17 protein-coding genes are annotated in these 16,376 nt (G+C 56.5%); 12 read left to right on the top strand and 5 right to left on the bottom strand.

The genetic code is table 11. The features are described 5' to 3' along the window. Positions 1 to 19: 19 nt before the first annotated feature. Positions 20 to 565 (top strand): spermidine N1-acetyltransferase, encoded by a 546-nt coding sequence (speG, locus tag IV493_RS03585; RefSeq protein ID WP_003850356.1) that lies wholly within the window; start codon positions 20 to 22, stop codon positions 563 to 565. On the opposite strand, the gene IV493_RS03580 is transcribed toward speG, so the two are convergent. The 4 genes from IV493_RS03580 to IV493_RS03565 form a co-directional block, all read right to left on the bottom strand. After that, positions 566 to 985 (bottom strand): hypothetical protein, encoded by a 420-nt coding sequence (locus tag IV493_RS03580; protein ID WP_003850357.1) that lies wholly within the window; start codon positions 983 to 985, stop codon positions 566 to 568. Positions 986 to 1,070: 85 nt separating this feature from the next. Further along, positions 1,071 to 2,006 (bottom strand): homocysteine S-methyltransferase, encoded by a 936-nt coding sequence (gene mmuM, locus IV493_RS03575; protein WP_195857735.1) that lies wholly within the window; start codon positions 2,004 to 2,006, stop codon positions 1,071 to 1,073. Further along, positions 1,996 to 3,405, bottom strand: a complete 1,410-nt coding sequence (gene mmuP / locus IV493_RS03570) for an S-methylmethionine permease (RefSeq protein WP_033783938.1) — start codon at positions 3,403 to 3,405, stop codon at positions 1,996 to 1,998. The genes mmuM and mmuP overlap by 11 nt, the downstream gene beginning before the upstream one ends. Before the next feature lie 136 nt (positions 3,406 to 3,541). Beyond that, positions 3,542 to 3,877: a DUF2002 family protein gene (locus IV493_RS03565; protein WP_003850360.1), complete on the bottom strand. Its 336-nt coding sequence runs from the start codon at positions 3,875 to 3,877 to the stop codon at positions 3,542 to 3,544. A gap of 154 nt (positions 3,878 to 4,031) precedes the next feature. Between IV493_RS03565 and IV493_RS03560 the strand changes: the two genes are divergently transcribed. The 9 genes from IV493_RS03560 (at position 4,032) to emrB (ending at position 13,575) form a co-directional block, all read left to right on the top strand. After that, the gene (locus tag IV493_RS03560; protein WP_033733577.1) at positions 4,032 to 4,349 is read left to right on the top strand and encodes a DUF883 family protein; all 318 of its coding nucleotides are present in this window, start codon (positions 4,032 to 4,034) and stop codon (positions 4,347 to 4,349) included. Positions 4,350 to 4,647: 298 nt separating this feature from the next. Further along, the gene (gene nrdH / locus IV493_RS03555; RefSeq protein WP_033783939.1) at positions 4,648 to 4,890 is read left to right on the top strand and encodes a glutaredoxin-like protein NrdH; all 243 of its coding nucleotides are present in this window, start codon (positions 4,648 to 4,650) and stop codon (positions 4,888 to 4,890) included. Positions 4,891 to 4,894: 4 nt separating this feature from the next. Beyond that, on the top strand, positions 4,895 to 5,308 hold the full coding sequence (gene nrdI, locus IV493_RS03550; protein WP_013358795.1) for a class Ib ribonucleoside-diphosphate reductase assembly flavoprotein NrdI: 414 nt from the start codon (positions 4,895 to 4,897) through the stop codon (positions 5,306 to 5,308). Between the two features lie 26 nt (positions 5,309 to 5,334). Then, on the top strand, positions 5,335 to 7,416 hold the full coding sequence (gene nrdE / locus IV493_RS03545; RefSeq protein WP_370584676.1) for a class 1b ribonucleoside-diphosphate reductase subunit alpha: 2,082 nt from the start codon (positions 5,335 to 5,337) through the stop codon (positions 7,414 to 7,416). Positions 7,417 to 7,424: 8 nt separating this feature from the next. Next, a complete protein-coding gene (nrdF, locus tag IV493_RS03540; protein ID WP_195857733.1) occupies positions 7,425 to 8,384 on the top strand; it encodes a class 1b ribonucleoside-diphosphate reductase subunit beta in 960 nt (319 codons plus the stop codon). A 294-nt stretch (positions 8,385 to 8,678) separates the two neighbouring features. Next, positions 8,679 to 9,866 carry an MFS transporter gene (locus tag IV493_RS03535; protein WP_041457253.1) on the top strand — a complete coding sequence of 396 codons (1,188 nt, stop codon included), beginning with the start codon at positions 8,679 to 8,681 and terminating at the stop codon, positions 9,864 to 9,866. Positions 9,867 to 10,169: 303 nt separating this feature from the next. Further along, positions 10,170 to 10,700 carry a transcriptional repressor MprA gene (gene mprA, locus IV493_RS03530; RefSeq protein WP_003850381.1) on the top strand — a complete coding sequence of 177 codons (531 nt, stop codon included), beginning with the start codon at positions 10,170 to 10,172 and terminating at the stop codon, positions 10,698 to 10,700. Between the two features lie 150 nt (positions 10,701 to 10,850). After that, positions 10,851 to 12,023, top strand: a complete 1,173-nt coding sequence (gene emrA / locus IV493_RS03525; protein ID WP_195857732.1) for a multidrug efflux MFS transporter periplasmic adaptor subunit EmrA — start codon at positions 10,851 to 10,853, stop codon at positions 12,021 to 12,023. A gap of 16 nt (positions 12,024 to 12,039) precedes the next feature. Further along, complete coding sequence (gene emrB / locus IV493_RS03520) at positions 12,040 to 13,575, top strand: multidrug efflux MFS transporter permease subunit EmrB (protein WP_013358800.1); 1,536 nt, start codon at positions 12,040 to 12,042, stop codon at positions 13,573 to 13,575. Between the two features lie 165 nt (positions 13,576 to 13,740). On the opposite strand, the gene IV493_RS03515 is transcribed toward emrB, so the two are convergent. After that, entirely contained in the window at positions 13,741 to 14,925 is a 1,185-nt protein-coding gene (locus IV493_RS03515) for a tRNA/rRNA methyltransferase (RefSeq protein ID WP_013358801.1), read from the bottom strand. Positions 14,926 to 15,084: 159 nt separating this feature from the next. On the opposite strand from IV493_RS03515, the gene trxC reads away from it, so the two are divergent. Together trxC and IV493_RS03505 are read left to right on the top strand one after the other, a co-directional pair. Further along, complete coding sequence (gene trxC, locus IV493_RS03510; protein WP_013358802.1) at positions 15,085 to 15,504, top strand: thioredoxin TrxC; 420 nt, start codon at positions 15,085 to 15,087, stop codon at positions 15,502 to 15,504. 81 nt (positions 15,505 to 15,585) lie between these two features. Further along, positions 15,586 to 16,263: a tRNA-uridine aminocarboxypropyltransferase gene (locus IV493_RS03505; RefSeq protein ID WP_013358803.1), complete on the top strand. Its 678-nt coding sequence runs from the start codon at positions 15,586 to 15,588 to the stop codon at positions 16,261 to 16,263. Positions 16,264 to 16,376 lie beyond the last annotated feature (113 nt).

The following is a 16,376-nucleotide window of genomic DNA, read 5'->3' as shown; positions in this document are numbered from 1 at the left end:
TTAAAAAAGGAGTCAGGTAATGACGGTAAAACTGCGTCCGCTGGAGCGGGAAGATCTGCACTTTGTCCATCAGCTGGATAACAACGCCAGCGTGATGCGCTACTGGTTCGAGGAGCCTTATGAGGCGTTTGTAGAGCTGTCCGATCTCTATAACAAGCACATTCACGATCAGACCGAACGCCGCTTTGTGGTGGAGCACAGCGGGCAGAAAGCGGGATTAGTGGAACTGGTCGAGATTAACCATGTGCACCGCCGCGCTGAGTTTCAGATCATTATCGATCCGGCCCATCAGGGCAAAGGGCTGGCCACGCAGGCGGCAAAGCTGGCGATGGATTACGGCTTTTCGGTGCTGAATCTTTATAAGCTCTACCTGATTGTCGATCAGGAGAACGAAAAAGCGATCCACATCTACACCAAGCTCGGCTTCGAGATCGAAGGCGTGCTTAAGCATGAGTTTTTCATTAATGGGGAGTACCGCAACACCATCCGCATGTGCATTTTCCAGCATCAGTATCTGGAACGCCATAAAACGCCAGGCGGAATGGTGAAGCCGACCGCACAGTAATCAGCCGCGCGCGCCAACCGGGTTCATAAAGGGACGCGGATGCTCCGGCTTGAGGTCGTACATGCCGCCATAGAAGGGATCGACCAGCAGCCAGCCGGGGAATCCACCCAGCGGAATGTTGCCCAGCAGATACCAGAGGTTAGCGCGCGCCTCAATCGGCACCGTGACCGGCACGTAGCCCGGGCTTTCCAGCATCAGCAGGTAGTGCTTTTTGCCGAAGTAGCGACCGGTCGATTTAGCCAGCTCAACGGTCTGCGGCGTGAAACCCTGCGCCACTGCATAGCCACGCTCATCCTGCACGGTAAAGCGCGCGCCCTGCGGCAGAGAGTCGATGCGCACCATCTGGGTTTCAGTGCCGACAATGGTGGCACAGCCGCTAAGCAGCAGCGCGGCGGCCAGAGCCAGAATTCGCTGTTTCATGAAGGGGTCCACAGAGTGATCAATGATCAGAGTGTAGACCGCCCTTTCAGACTCAATCGGGCTATCATCGCCCGATTCAGCCAGCTTATTGCGGTTGACAAGCGCGGGCGATAGCCGCGATGTCGTTGGGAGAGGTACGGCAGCAGCCGCCAATCAGCTTCGCGCCCGCCTGTTGCCACTCGTCCAGCTTGTCATGCAGCGTGCAGCCCGAGGGCGCTGAATGCCAGGTTTTGCTGTCGGCATCATACTGTTCGCCGGAGTTGGGATAGACCACCAGCGGTTTGTCGGTCAGCTTCTGCAACTGGTGTAGCGCAGGCGTCACGCTCTCAAGTGCCACGCAGTTGATTCCAATGGCCACCACCTGTGGCTGCTGATTCAGCCAGCTCACCACCTCTGACAGCGGCGTGCCGTCGCTGATGTGTCCGGCATCACGCAGGGTAAACGTAAGCCAGGCGCGGCTTTCAGGAAATTCAGCCAGCAGCTTCACCAGCGCCTGCGCTTCAGCAAAGGAAGGCAGGGTTTCACAGGCCAGCAGATCGGCACCCGCCGCCAGCAGCGCCTGCACGCGCGGGCGGTGAAACGCCATCATCTCCGCTTCAGGCAACGCGTAGTCGCCGCGATATTCCGAACCATCCGCCAGGAAGGCACCATACGGCCCCACCGATCCCGCCACCAGCAGCGTTTTCGCATCGGGCCGTACCGCCAGATAATCGTGACGGGCGCGGCGCGCCAGTTCGACGCTCTGGGCGATCAACGCCAGTGACTGCGCCTCATCGAGACCGCGTGTGGCAAAGCCCTGCGGCGTCGCCTGGTAGCTGGCAGTGATGGCACAGCGCGCCCCGGCAACAAAATAGTCGTAGTGAACCTGGTAGATCAGCTCAGGATTTTCCATCAGCACTTTTGCTGACCAGAGCGCATCGGCCAGATGGCAGCCGCGGGCTTCCAGCTCGGTGGCCAGCGCGCCATCCAGAATCAGCAATGGCGACTCCGTTAAAGCCTGCGCGACAGGGTTATGCGACATCTTTGGCCTCCTCAGGCTTCGGGGATGATTTGTGGGTCAGATGGTAAGCGGCATAGCAGAACAGCACAAACGGGATGCCACACCACAGCGCGATACGCTGGGTCGGATCAAACGCCAGCCCGAGACAGGCCAGCAGGCAGAGCAGAAAGCCCAGAACCGGCGTCAGCGGATAGAGCGGCGCACGGTAGCCCAGCTCTGCCAGCGATTTGCCCTGCTGAAGATGACGGCGACGGAAAACAAAATGCGAGGCGCAGATACTGAGCCAGACCGCGACCACCGCAAAGCCGGAGATGGCCGACAGCGCCACAAATACCGTGTCCGGTGCGACCACGCTGGAGACCAGCGCCAGTAAGCCACCGATCATGCTGACGGTGATGGCCAGCAGAGGCACGCCGCGCTTGTTGACGCTGGCAAAGGCGCGCGGCAGTGTATTTTCATTAGCCAGCGACCAGAGCATGCGCCCGGAGGCATACAGGCCCGAGTTGGCCGCAGAGAGGATAGCGGTCAGGATCACAAAGTTAATGATGTCAGCCGCATAAGGAATGCCGATCTTTTCAAACACCAGCACAAACGGGCTTTTCACAATCCCCGCCTGATCCATCGGGATCAGCGCCGCCAGCACAAATACGGTGCCGATAAAGAAAATAATCAGTCGGGCCACCGTCGTGCGGATCGCCAGCGGCAACACTTTCTCCGGCTGCTGAGTTTCACCGGCAGCAATCCCGATCAGCTCGGTGCCGGAAAAGGCGAAGTTCACCGCTACCATCGTCATCAGAATCGGCAGTACGCCATTCGGCAGCCAGCCGTGCGCGGTGAGATTACTCAGGCCCGGCGCGGGCGTGCCATCTTTCATCGGGATAAAGCCAAACATCGCCGCGCCGCCCAGCACGATAAAGGCGACAATCGTGACGACTTTTATCAGTGAGAACCAGAACTCTCCTTCCGCGAAGAAGCGGGTTGAGATGACGTTGAGCAGATAGATGGCGCAGCAGAAGACCAGGCACCAGATCCACACCGGGATCTGCGGGAACCAGTACTGCATACAGAAACCCGCCGCCGTCAGGCTGGAGCCAAGCGCCACCGTCCAGGTCAGCCAGTAGAGCCAGGCCACGGTGTAGCCGGTTGCCGGGCTGAGATAACGCGCGGCGTAGACGTGGAACGCGCCGGTTTCCGGCATCGCTACGGAGAGTTCGCCCAGGCAGACCATCACCAGCCAGACCACCAGCGCGCCAATCAGATAGGCGAGCAGCGTTCCCGCCGCGCCGGTGGTTGAAATGATATAGCCGGTGTTAAAAAACAGGCCGGTGCCGATCACGCCGCCCAGCGATAACATCACCAGATGGCGCACTTTCATGGTGCGTTTAAATTGTTCCTGCGAGGGAGTTGGCTGTTCGCTCATCACTTTTATCCGTATGGACGTCTAAACATCTATAAGGGACAAATTTATACGCGTCACAGCCGGTAATTGCAACGGCAGGGTAAACAGGGAGGATGGTCAGGTGGTTCAGTGCCCCGTCGCGGCGGGGCCTGATGCGTTAGCCGAAAACGCTTTGAATATAGCGTTCCAGCGCCATGCGGGAACTGAATCCGTGCGGGATGCCGTAATGTTCCTGTGAATCACCCGCCAGGTAGAGAGGGAATTGGGTGTAGTGATCGCAGGTCTTCATTTCTGAAGCAGGTTCAGCGAACGGCTGGCTTTTCTCTTTCAGCGTCGGGTGAATCACTAAAGCCATGCGCCCCATGCGCGCTTCGCGATTCACATAAACGTAGTTTTCACCACGGCGATAGCCATAGGCCCGTGGGGTAATTTCATCGACTTCGAAACCCGCTTTTTCCAGTACGCGCGCTACCTCATCTGGTCGTAAATACATGCTCGATCCTCTCCTCTTTCAAAAGCTTCGCAACCTTACATCAGCATGACAGAGTGGGCATTCGGAATTTTCCCTAAAGAACACTCCCGCGTCTCGTTTATCAAAAAGGTCGTCTACACTAGTATTACGTTTTTAAATCAAAGGGAGCTAAAAAATGTTTAATCGCACTGTAAAAAACGATGACATTGATATCAATCAGGATGTGAATGAGCTGGCCGATTCACTGGAAGCGCTGTTGAAATCTTATGGCAGTGACGCCAAAGACGAAGTGGATTCTGCCCGCAGCCAGGCAGAAAAACTGCTGAAGCAGACCCGCTCTAAACTGAACGGTGGCAGCAACCGCGTATCTCAGGTTGCACGTGATGCCGGTGCACAGGTTGATACCTACGTGCATGACAAACCATGGCACGGTGTCGGTGTCGGTGCCGCGTTTGGTATCGTAGTGGGTATACTGCTGGCTTCACGCCGCTAAGTACAAAAAAATCCCCTGAGCCCTGCCCCGTGCGGGGCTTTTTTTTGCCCTTTTTCCGGCCTGTGACATTTACAAAAGAATTTTCCCGGCGGCAGGGCGCATCCCTGCTGGCTTTGCCTCTGTTGCGCAAATGCAAATCATAAAACCCTATATCTGGCGGGCTTGACCCCCCAAACCACTACATCTAGTATTTACCTCATCAGCACGACACCAGATGCCCGCCCGAATGAAGCCCGCAACAGGCTGCATCAGCTTTATTTCCGGTCATCAGAACCGCATACAGAGGGAAATACGAATCATGCGCATTATTATTTACACCAAAGATAACTGTGTCCAGTGTACGGCGACCAAAAATGCGATGGACCGTCAGGGTCTCGCCTATCAGCTGATCAATCTCGACAGCCAGCCGGATGCTATCGATAACCTGAAAACACTGGGTTACCGCCAGGTACCGGTCGTGATGGCAGATAACGATCACTGGAGCGGCTTCCGCCCGGACAAGATCGCCACTCTGCGCCAGCTTGCCGCTGTCGGAGGCTAACCGCATGTTCCCGCTGGTCTATTTTTCCAGCCAGTCGGAAAACACCCACCGGTTTGTGACACGCCTCGGCCTGCCCGCCCGGCGCATCCCGCTGGATGCCCGGGAGGCGCTGCATATCGACCAGCCCTATATTCTGGTGGTGCCCAGCTATGGCGGTGGCAGCAGTCGCGGTGCGGTGCCCCGTCAGGTGATTCAATTTCTTAATGATGAAGCGAACCGGCGCGGTATTCGTGGCGTGATCGCGGCCGGCAACCGTAACTTCGGTGCCGGTTACTGCCTGGCGGGCAGCATCATTGCAAAAAAATGTCAGGTTCCCTGCCTCTACCGCTTCGAGCTGATGGGTACGCCTGACGATATTGCGAAAGTTAAAGCGGGAGTAACCCAATTTTGGCAACAACAGATACCCTCAACGGCGTGACGCTCGATTATCACGCCCTTAATGCCATGCTGAACCTCTATGACGCGGATGGCCGCATCCAGTTCGACAAGGATCGCGAAGCGACACGTCAGTTTTATCTGCAGCATGTGCAGCCCAATACGGTTTCCTTCGCCAGCAACGCTGAGCGTTTACGCTATCTGGTGGCAGAGAACTATTACGAAGCGGACATGCTGAACCAGTACGATTTTGATTTCCTGCTTGCGCTGCATGAGGTGGCGGAGAACCGGGGATTTGAGTTCAAAACCTTTCTCGGTGCCTGGAAGTACTACACCAGCTATACGCTGAAGACCTTTGATGGCAAACGCTATCTGGAAACCTTCGAGCAGCGCGCCTGTATGGTGGCGCTGACGCTGGCCCAGGGCGATGAAACGCTGGCGCGGGCGCTGCTGGAGGAGATCCTCAGCGGCCGTTTCCAGCCTGCCACACCCACCTTTCTGAACTGCGGCAAACAGCAGCGCGGTGAGCTGGTCTCCTGCTTCCTGCTGCGTATCGAAGACAACATGGAATCGATTGGTCGCGCCGTGAACTCGGCACTGCAGCTGTCAAAACGGGGCGGCGGCGTCGCCTTTTTACTGTCCAATCTGCGAGAGTCCGGCGCGCCGATCAAGCGCATAGAAAATCAGTCGTCGGGCGTGATTCCGGTGATGAAAATGCTGGAAGATGCCTTCTCTTATGCGAATCAGCTTGGCGCACGTCAGGGCGCTGGCGCGGTGTGGCTCAATGCGCACCATCCCGATATTTTCCGCTTTCTGGATACCAAACGCGAAAACGCCGACGAAAAGATCCGCATCAAAACCCTGTCGCTGGGCGTGGTGATACCCGATATCACTTTCCAGCTGGCGAAAGAGAACAAACCGATGGCGCTGTTCTCGCCCTACGACGTGGAGCGGATCTACGGCCAAGCCTTTGGTGATATCAGCATCAGTGAGAAGTATGACGAGATGCTGGCGGACGATCGCATCCGCAAAACCTATATTCAGCCGCGTGATTTTTTCCAGACGCTGGCCGAAATTCAGTTTGAGTCGGGCTATCCCTACATCATGTATGAGGACAGTGTGAACCGCAGCAACCCGATTGCCGGTCGCATCAATATGAGCAACCTCTGCTCTGAGATCCTGCAGGTCAACAGCGCCAGCGAGTACAACGACGATCTCAGCTATCGCCGCGTCGGCAAAGATATCTCGTGTAATCTCGGCTCACTGAATATTGCGCACGCCATGGATTCGCGCGATCTGGCGCGCACCGTGGATGTGGCCGTTCGCGCCCTGACGTCGGTGTCGATGATGAGCGAGATCGGCTCGGTGCCTTCCATCGCCGAAGGCAATCGCCGCTCGCACGCCATTGGCCTGGGTCAGATGAACCTGCACGGCTATCTGGCGCGTGAAGGCATCGCCTACGGTTCGCCGGAAGCGCTGGATTTCACCAATCTCTACTTCTATTGCATCACCTACTATGCGCTGCGTACCTCTAATCAGCTGGCGCAGGAGCATCAGCAGACTTTCGACGGCTTTGCGGATTCGGACTACGCCAGCGGCGTTTATTTCGATAAGTATCTGCAGCGCGCGTGGCTGCCGCGTACTGAACGGGCAGCTCAACTGTTTGCCGATGCCGGACTGACGCTGCCCACGCAGGCAGACTGGCAGGCGCTGCGTGATGCGGTGATGCAGCACGGGTTGTTTAATCAGAACCTGCAGGCGATCCCGCCGACCGGTTCGATCTCCTACATCAACCACGCCACCTCCAGCATCCATCCGATTGTCTCCCCTATCGAGATCCGCAAAGAGGGCAAAACCGGCCGCGTCTACTATCCCGCGCCATTTATGACCAATGAGAATCTTCACCTCTATCAGGATGCGTATCAGATTGGGCCGGAAGCAATTATTGATACCTACGCAGAAGCAACGCAGCACGTCGATCAGGGACTGTCGCTGACGCTGTTCTTCCGCGATGACGTCACCACCCGTGACATCAACAAAGCGCAGATTTACGCGTGGAAAAAAGGCATCAAAACGCTCTATTACATTCGACTGCGTCAGATGGCGCTTCAGGGCACGGAGGTTCAGGGCTGCGTTTCCTGCTCCCTGTAATGAACACGATGAAACTCAAACAGATTCAGGCCATTAACTGGAACCGCATTCAGGATGATAAAGATCTTGAGGTGTGGAATCGTCTCACCAGCAACTTCTGGCTGCCGGAAAAGGTGCCACTCTCCAACGATCTGCCCGGCTGGCAGACGCTGGATAAACAGCAGCAGCAACTGACCATCCGGGTCTTTACCGGCCTGACGCTGCTCGACACCATCCAGAATGTGATCGGCGCGCCGGGACTGATGGAGGATGCGATTACCCCACACGAAGAGGCTGTGCTGTCGAATATCAGCTTTATGGAAGCGGTACATGCCCGCTCCTACAGTTCGATCTTCTCAACCCTGTGCAACACGCAGGATGTGGATGCCGCCTACCAGTGGAGCGAAGAGAATGGGCCGCTGCAGAACAAGGCTCGCATTATCCTGGAGCACTACCGGGCAGATGATCCGCTGAAGAAGAAGATCGCCAGCGTCTTCCTGGAGTCGTTCCTGTTCTATTCCGGCTTCTGGCTGCCGATGTACTGGTCAAGCCGGGGCAAGCTGACCAACACTGCAGACCTGATTCGCCTGATTATCCGCGATGAAGCGGTGCACGGTTACTATATCGGCTACAAATATCAACAGGCGCTGGCCAGCGCTGACGATCTGCGTCGCGAAGAGCTGCAGCAGTTTGCCTATGATCTGCTGCTGGCGCTGTATGAGAATGAAGTAGCCTATACCGAAGCGCTCTATGGTGATGTCGGCTGGGTGGAAGAGGTAAAAACCTTCCTGCACTACAACGCCAACAAAGCATTAATGAATCTGGGCTATGAGGCGCTGTTCCCGGCAGAGCTGACAGCCGTGAATCCGGCCATTCTGTCGGCACTGTCGCCCAACGCCGACGAGAACCACGACTTCTTCTCCGGTTCAGGCTCCTCCTATGTGATGGGGAAAGCAGTCGAGACCGAAGACGAAGACTGGAATTTCTGATAGTCGGGCAGGTCGTCCTGATCTGAAAGCGTTTCTTCATTCAGACGGCACCAAAACTCAAAGCGACGGGAGCATACGCCTGTAGCAAAGCATAGCGGGCCATGGATGGCATCTTTTGCGTCTTTGCGAAAGGCGTATGCTTCCTGAGCCTGTTCGCATAACGTCACCCGTAAATCCTCTACCGTGGTTTAAACCTCTTGTTATGACTGGTATGGCCTGTTAATAAACATGCGTGTGAAATAGTTTTTTGAGTTATTATTAACCTCAAATGATTATTAGCGACCGATGCTGTTTATGAATGCGACTCGCCAGGGTCTGACGCCTGCTTTAGTAATGCTGATGTCAGTAGCTACCGGCCTCTGTGTAGCCAGTAATTACTACGTTCAGCCACTGCTCAATACCATCGCCCAACAGTTTGATCTCTCTGTGAGCCTTGCCGGGTTTATTGTCACCACGGCGCAACTCGGCTACGCCTGCGGTCTGCTGTTGCTGGTGCCGCTGGGCGATCGCTTTGAACGACGCAGCCTGATTGTGACGATGATCCTGCTGGCTGCGACGGGCATGGTGATTATCGCCCTGTCGCACACGTTCCTCTTTTTACTGCTGGGCACGGTCATGACCGGCCTGTTTTCGGTCGCCGCACAAATTCTGGTGCCGCTGGCCGCCACGCTGGCTGAGCCGGAGCGACGCGGTAAAATTGTCGGAACGGTAATGAGCGGTCTGCTGCTGGGAATTCTGCTGGCGCGTACCGTGGCAGGCGGCCTGGCACAGCTTGGCGGCTGGCGCACCGTCTACTGGACCGCCAGCCTGCTGATGGTGATTATGGCGCTGGCACTGTGGCGCTCGCTGCCACGCGTGAAACAATCCGTGCCCATGAGCTATCCGCAACTGCTGGCGTCCATCTTTCGGCTGTATGCAGGTAATCGGGTGATCCGCACTCGTGCCTGGACCGGCTGTCTCTCCTTTGCCAATTTCAGCCTGCTCTGGACCTCGATGGCGTTTCTGCTCTCCGGCGCGCCCTATCACTTCTCAGAAGGCAAAATTGGCTTGCTGGGTCTGGTCGGTGCCGCGGGTGCGCTGGCCGCACGCCAGGCGGGCTCCCTGGCGGATAAAGGCAAAGCGAAACTGACGACCCGACTGGGCCTGCTGCTGATGCTGCTGTCGTGGGCCGCCATTGCGTGGGGTGCAGAGCAGCTTGTGCCGCTGATCGTCGGCATCCTGCTGCTGGATCTGGCAGTACAGGCTGTTCATATCACCAATCAGAGCGTGATTTATGCGCAGATGCCGGAGGCGCGTAATCGTCTGAATGCCGGTTACATGACCAGCTACTTTATCGGTGGTGCGGCGGGCTCGCTGCTCTCCGCTACCGCTTACCATCTTGCGGGCTGGTATGGTGTCTGTATCGCTGGTGCGTTACTGACTTTAGTGAATCTGCTGATCTGGGCGGGCGGATCGCGCTTTGAGCCGGAAAAAATTAACTGAAGGCTGTCCGGACAGTGCATTGGTCTGGTCACAAATGGTTAGGTTTGTTATGGTTAGTAACAAACCTATTCACTTCAGTTATTTTTCCTCGCGATATTATTAAATTTGCCCCCTTTTTGATAACGTCCCGGCACTGCGGCTGCCGCCGGGCGTACGGGTTTTTGACCCAGGGCCAGGGAATGGCCTGGAATACCTTTGATGGTGCAGCGTGCGAGTCTGTCAGCGACCACCTGCCAAAAAGTGACTACGCTTAGCCTGTCACCATAGTTATTATACAAGTTGCAATTAGTGAGGTTTTTTTTAATGGAAAGTTCGTTTACTCCCATTGAGCAGATGCTAAACATCCGTGCCAATCGCCATAAGGATTTTCCGTTGCAGGAAATTATTCTGACGCGTCTCTGTATGCATATGCAGGGTAAACTGCTGGACAACCGCAATAAGATGCTGAAAGCACAGGGTATTAATGAGACCCTGTTTATGGCGTTGATTACACTGGATGCGCAGGAAAATCACAGCATTCAGCCTTCTGAGCTCAGCTCTGCCCTTGGCTCTTCACGCACCAATGCCACGCGCATTGCTGATGAGCTGGAAAAGCGCGGCTGGATTGAGCGTCGCGAAAGCGATCACGATCGTCGTTGTCTGCACCTGCATCTGACCGATAAAGGGATGGAGTTCCTGCGTCAGTTGCTGCCACCTCAGCATCAGAGCCTGCAGTACCTCTGGTCGTCGCTGTCAGTCGATGAGAAGTCTCAGCTCGAAGGCATTACCCGTAAGTTGCTTAATCGTCTTGATAAAATGGATGAAGATCAGCTGATCGCCTCGCTGTCCCGCTAATAGCAATAAGTGCGACACAATCACCTGTCGAAATCGTTATTTTAATTTCCTTTTTTATCTGGCCAGCGCTCAGTCGCTGGCTTTTTCGACTCGGGCGCTGGCAGAAAAGGATTTCTGCCGCCCGACTAAATGGAAAACGTGGAGAAAGTCATGAGTGCAACGGCAGAAGCACAAAGCCCGCAACCGTCAGCCAGCAAAAAGAAGAAGCGCAAAAGCGTGCTCATTGTGCTGGCGCTGATCTTTGTGCTGATTGGTATTGCCTGGGGCGTTTACTGGTTCCTGGTGCTGCGCCATTTTCAGGAAACCGATGACGCCTACGTTGCAGGTAATCAGGTGCAGGTGATGGCCCAGGTCTCCGGTAGCGTGAATAAAGTCTGGTTTGAAGATACCGATTTCGTCAAAAAAGGCGATGTGCTGGTGTCACTCGATAAGACCGATTCCGAGCAGGCGTTTGAAAAAGCGCAGACGGCACTGGCCACCAGCGTGCGTCAGACGCATCAGCTGATGATTAATGGCAAACAGTATCAGGCCAGCATTACGCTGCAGCAGACCGCGCTGGCGCAGGCAGAAGCCGACCTGAAACGTCGTGAGCCATTAGGTGCGGCTAACCTGATTGGCCGTGAAGAGTTGCAGCACGCCCGTGACGCCGTGGCAACGGCCAAAGCGCAGTTGGACGTAGCCATTCAGCAATACAATGCGAATCAGGCGATGATCCTCAACACCTCGCTGGAGAATCAGCCTGCCGTGCAACAGAGCGCGGCTGAGCTGCGTGACGCCTGGCTGGCGCTGCAGCGCACCGAAATTCGCAGCCCGATGGATGGCTTTGTCTCCCGTCGCAGCGTACAGGTCGGTTCGCAAATCTCTACCAGCACCCCGCTGCTGGCTGTCGTACCTGCCACCAATCTGTGGGTCGATGCGAATTTCAAAGAGACGCAGCTGGCAGGCGTTCGTATCGGTCAGCCTGCCACCGTGGTCGCCGACATCTACGGTGACGAAGTGGTTTATCAGGGTAAAGTCGTGGGGCTGGATATGGGCACCGGCAGCGCCTTCTCTCTGCTGCCCGCACAGAATGCCACCGGTAACTGGATTAAGGTGGTGCAGCGTCTGCCGGTTCGTATCGAACTGAATCAGGACGATATCGCCAGGCATCCGCTGCGCATCGGCCTCTCCACGCTGGTTAAAATCGATACCACCAGCAAAGAGGGTAGCGCGCTCGCCACCAGCGCCCGTCAGCAGGCCGCTTACAGCAGCAACGCGCTGGCGATTGACCTTGCGCCGGTCAATCAGCTGATCACCGATATCGTCCGCGCCAACGCCGGATGAGAACGCGGAGTCTGTAATGGCACAAAAACCGCTTGAAGGGATGCCGCTGGTCCTGATGACCATTGCGCTGTCGCTGGCGACGTTCATGCAGGTTCTGGACTCGACCATCGCCAACGTGGCTATCCCTACCATTGCCGGGAACCTGGGGGCGTCGAACTCTCAGGGCACCTGGGTGATCACTTCGTTTGGCGTCGCCAATGCGATCTCGATCCCCCTGACCGGCTGGCTGGCAAAACGCATCGGTGAAGTGAAGCTCTTCACCTGGTCGACCATTCTGTTTGCTATCGCCTCATGGGCATGTGGCATGTCAGATAGTCTGGAGATGCTGATCTTTTTCCGCATCATTCAGGGGATCGTCGCGGGTCCGTTGATTCCGCTGTCGCAAAGTCTTCTGCTCAACAACTATCCTCCGGCCAAGCGGAGTGTTGCGCTGTCGCTGTGGGCGATGACGGTGATTGTTGCGCCGATCTGTGGCCCGATACTGGGTGGCTGGATCAGCGATAACTACCACTGGGGCTGGATCTTCTTTATCAACGTGCCCATTGGTGTGGCAGTAGTCATACTGACGCTGCAGACCCTGCGTGGCCGGGAAACCAAAACAGAAATCCGGCCGATCGATATGGTCGGTCTGGTGCTGCTGGTGGTGGGGATCGGCTGTCTGCAGGTGATGCTGGACCGTGGAAAGGAGCTTGACTGGTTTAACTCGTCCGAGATTATCGTGCTCGGGGTCGTGGCGGTTATTGCGCTGTCAGTGCTGCTGGTGTGGGAGCTGACGGACGATCACCCTATCATCGACCTGTCGCTGTTTAAATCGCGCAACTTCACCATTGGCTGCCTGTCGATCAGTCTGGCTTATATGCTTTACTTCGGCTCGATAGTCCTGTTGCCGCAACTGCTGCAGGAGGTCTACGGCTACACCGCAACCTGGGCGGGTCTGGCATCTGCGCCGGTGGGGATTTTGCCGGTAATCCTGTCGCCGATTATTGGTCGCTTTGCGCATAAGCTCGACATGCGACGGCTGGTCACGTTCAGCTTCATTATGTATGCCGTCTGCTTCTACTGGCGCGCGTATACGTTTGAACCGGGCATGGACTTTGGTGCCTCAGCCTGGCCGCAGTTTATCCAGGGCTTTGCCGTAGCCTGCTTCTTTATGCCGCTGACCACCATTACGCTGTCGGGACTGCCGCCGGAGCGCATGGCCGCCGCCTCCAGCCTGTCGAACTTTATGCGAACCTTTGCCGGTTCAGTGGGAACATCGATTACCACCACCATGTGGACGAATCGCGAGTCGATGCATCATAGCTATCTGACGGAGTCGATTACCCCGTATAACGTCAATTCACAGCAGATGTATAGCCAGCTGGAGAGCATGGGGATGACGCAGCAGCAGGCGTCAGCTTATATCGCGCAGCAGATTACCAATCAGGGACTGATTATTTCAGCGAATGAGATCTTCTGGGCATCGGCGGGAGTATTTTTGATCCTGCTGGTGCTGATCTGGTTTGCCCGTCCGCCGTTTGGGGCAGGCGGTGGTGGTGGTGGCGCGCACTGATGTCACACAGCAAAACGGGCCTTTCGGCCCGTTTTTCATTTCTGACATGTTCACAGAGGGATGGCGTTTTTTGCGTCTTTCCGAGCTGACCCTGTTCCCTGCGCAGGCTCGATCTTAACGCTGACCCGTACCTGCCAAAAAAAACGGGCCTTTCGGCCCGTTTTTTTATGCGTTCTGACGCCACCATTCGGCGAGCAGTACGCCGGTTGCGACAGAGACGTTGAGGCTTTCCACGTTACCGGTGCCGCCAATCGACAGGCTCATATCACCCTGTTTGAACGCGGTGTCAGAAAGACCTTCACGCTCCTGGCCTAACACCAGCACCATTTTCTCCGGCAGCTGAGCCTGCGCCAGCGGCGTGCCCTGATGGCTGGAGGTGGTCACGATGGTGTAACCTGCTTTACGGAACGCTTCCAGACCTTCGCTGAAGGTTGCGCCGCTGATCGCCTGCACATGCTCAGCGCCGCCTTCTGCGGTACGCACGGCTGCACCTGACTCCAGCAGTGAAGCGTCATTCACCAGCAAACCTTTTACGCCAAAGTGCGCGCAGCTGCGCATAATTGCGCCGAGGTTATGCGGGTTGCTGACATCTTCCAGTGCCAGTACGCAATCTTTCGTATTTGCCTGGCTCAGCCATTCAGACACCGCCATGCCCATACGCTTTTTGATCAGGAAGCAGACGCCGCCATGATGCTCTGTACCTGATGCTTTGGTGATCTCAGCATCTTCTACCACGTGATAGGCTTTGCGGTTAGCCGCCAGCCAGCGCAGTGCTTCGCGGAAACGCGGTGTGACTTCCTGCACGAACCAGGCGCGAACAATCGCTTCCGGACGGCTCTGGAACAGCGCCTGACAGGCGTTCTCGCCATAGACGCGGGTCTCTTCATTACGCTGACGGCGGATCTGCTCAGGATCGACGAAGCTCTTGCCGCTGATGCCGCCGTGATCCGGCTTATCGCTCTCAGGCGATGACGCACGATCGGCGGATGGTGCGCGTGACACGGTGCGCCACGGGGAATCGCTGCTGCCATAGGCGCCGCGGCTGTCATCATCACGATCGTTGCGGCGACCTGCGCCATCGTCTGAACGGCGTGGTGCGCCACGTCCGCCTTCATCACGACGCGGTGAACTGCTGCGACCGGTGTCATCACTACGACGACCAGCGGAGCGACCGCCTTCCTGAGTGCGTTCAGTGCGGGGGCCAGATGAACGACGATTATCATCCTGGCGGGCAGCAGAGTGACCACCTTTGCCTGTACGAGGATTCGGCGCGCGCGCGCTTTTATCGTCCTCGCCACGCACGTACATCACCTTAACTTTGCCGCTCTTGCCTTTATATTCGTCGTTCATGTCTTCCTCCTGCATTTAGAGCGCGCAGATTACCTGATGTGCTGGCGCTTAGCTATCAACTATTGAACCTATAGAGCAATCCAGATTGAGCGAAAAACCGCCCCCTTTCATAATGGACAACTATTACCAGACTGACACTTTTCAACATCAGAGGTTCCTATGAATACGGTATGCGCTTCATGTCAGGCAACCAATCGCGTTCCTGACGAACGCCTTGCCGACGTGGCGAAATGTGGTCGCTGCGGAAATGAGCTGTTCGATGGCGAAGTGGTGAATGCCACCAGCGCCAACTTTGACAAATATCTGCAGGATGATCTGCCGGTAGTGATCGATTTCTGGGCGCCCTGGTGCGGCCCCTGCGTCAATTTTGCGCCGGTGTTCAAGGATGTTGCCAGTGAACGCAGCGGCAAGGTCCGCTTTATTAAAGTGAATACCGAAGCGGAGCCCGCCCTGAGCGCCCGTTTCAACATTCGCAGCATCCCGACCATCATGCTGTTTAAAAATGGCGAGCGGGTCGACATGCTGAACGGTGCTATGCCCAAAGCGCCGTTTAACGAATGGCTTGACGAATCACTCTAAACTTCAAAGGCCAGCCAGTCTGGCCTTTTCCTTTTCATCTGCGCTTCGATTACACTGACGTTTTTCCTGCCCTGAATACTCATGTCTGATAATGCCGTTTTGCGCTTGCGCACCCAACGCCTGGCCCGTGCCACCCGTCCTTTCCTCGCGCGCGGAAATCGGGTCATTCGCTGCCAGGGCTGCCTGCTGCCAGAGGCCAACTGCCTCTGCAGCCAGATCGTGCCGCAGTCTGCCCGTAGTCGCTTCTGCCTGGTGATGTTTGATACCGAGCCAATGAAGCCGAGTAACACCGGTCGTCTGATTGCCGATATTCTGCCGGATACCCAGGCATTTGGCTGGTCACGCACCGAACCGGATCCGCTGCTGCTGGCGGCCGTGCGCAATCCCGATTATCAGCCACTGGTCGTCTTCCCGGCTTCCTATGCCGATCCTGGTCGCGAGGTGCTGACAACGCCGCCCATCAGCGGCAAGCCGCCGCTGTTTATTATGCTGGATGGCACCTGGACCGAAGCGCGCAAGATGTTTCGCAAAAGTCCCTGGCTCGATGCCCTGCCGGTGATGTCGCTGGATGTCAGCACGCCTTCGCGCTATACGCTGCGTGAGGCCCACGGTGAAGGTCAGCACTGTACCGCTGAAGTGGCAGCGGCGCTGCTGGCACAGGCGGGCGATCGGCGGGCGGCAGAGGCGCTATCTCACCATTTCGATCGGTTCCGCACGGCTTACCTGGCAGGAAAGCCGCATCACGCCGGACAGGCTTAACCGCATCCCTCTCTGGCTGGCAGGCATGAGCCTGCCCTGACAGTTTCCAGGATCCGGATGCTCAGCCTGCGATCTGCCCGGAGGCACGGCCAGCAAAAAGCGTTTACAATCAC

The organism is Pantoea sp. SM3640, from assembly GCF_015654165.1.
Classification (GTDB): domain Bacteria; phylum Pseudomonadota; class Gammaproteobacteria; order Enterobacterales; family Enterobacteriaceae; genus Pantoea; species Pantoea vagans.
Note: the sequence above shows the minus strand (reverse complement) of the source record. Positions and strands in the feature narration are given on the sequence as shown.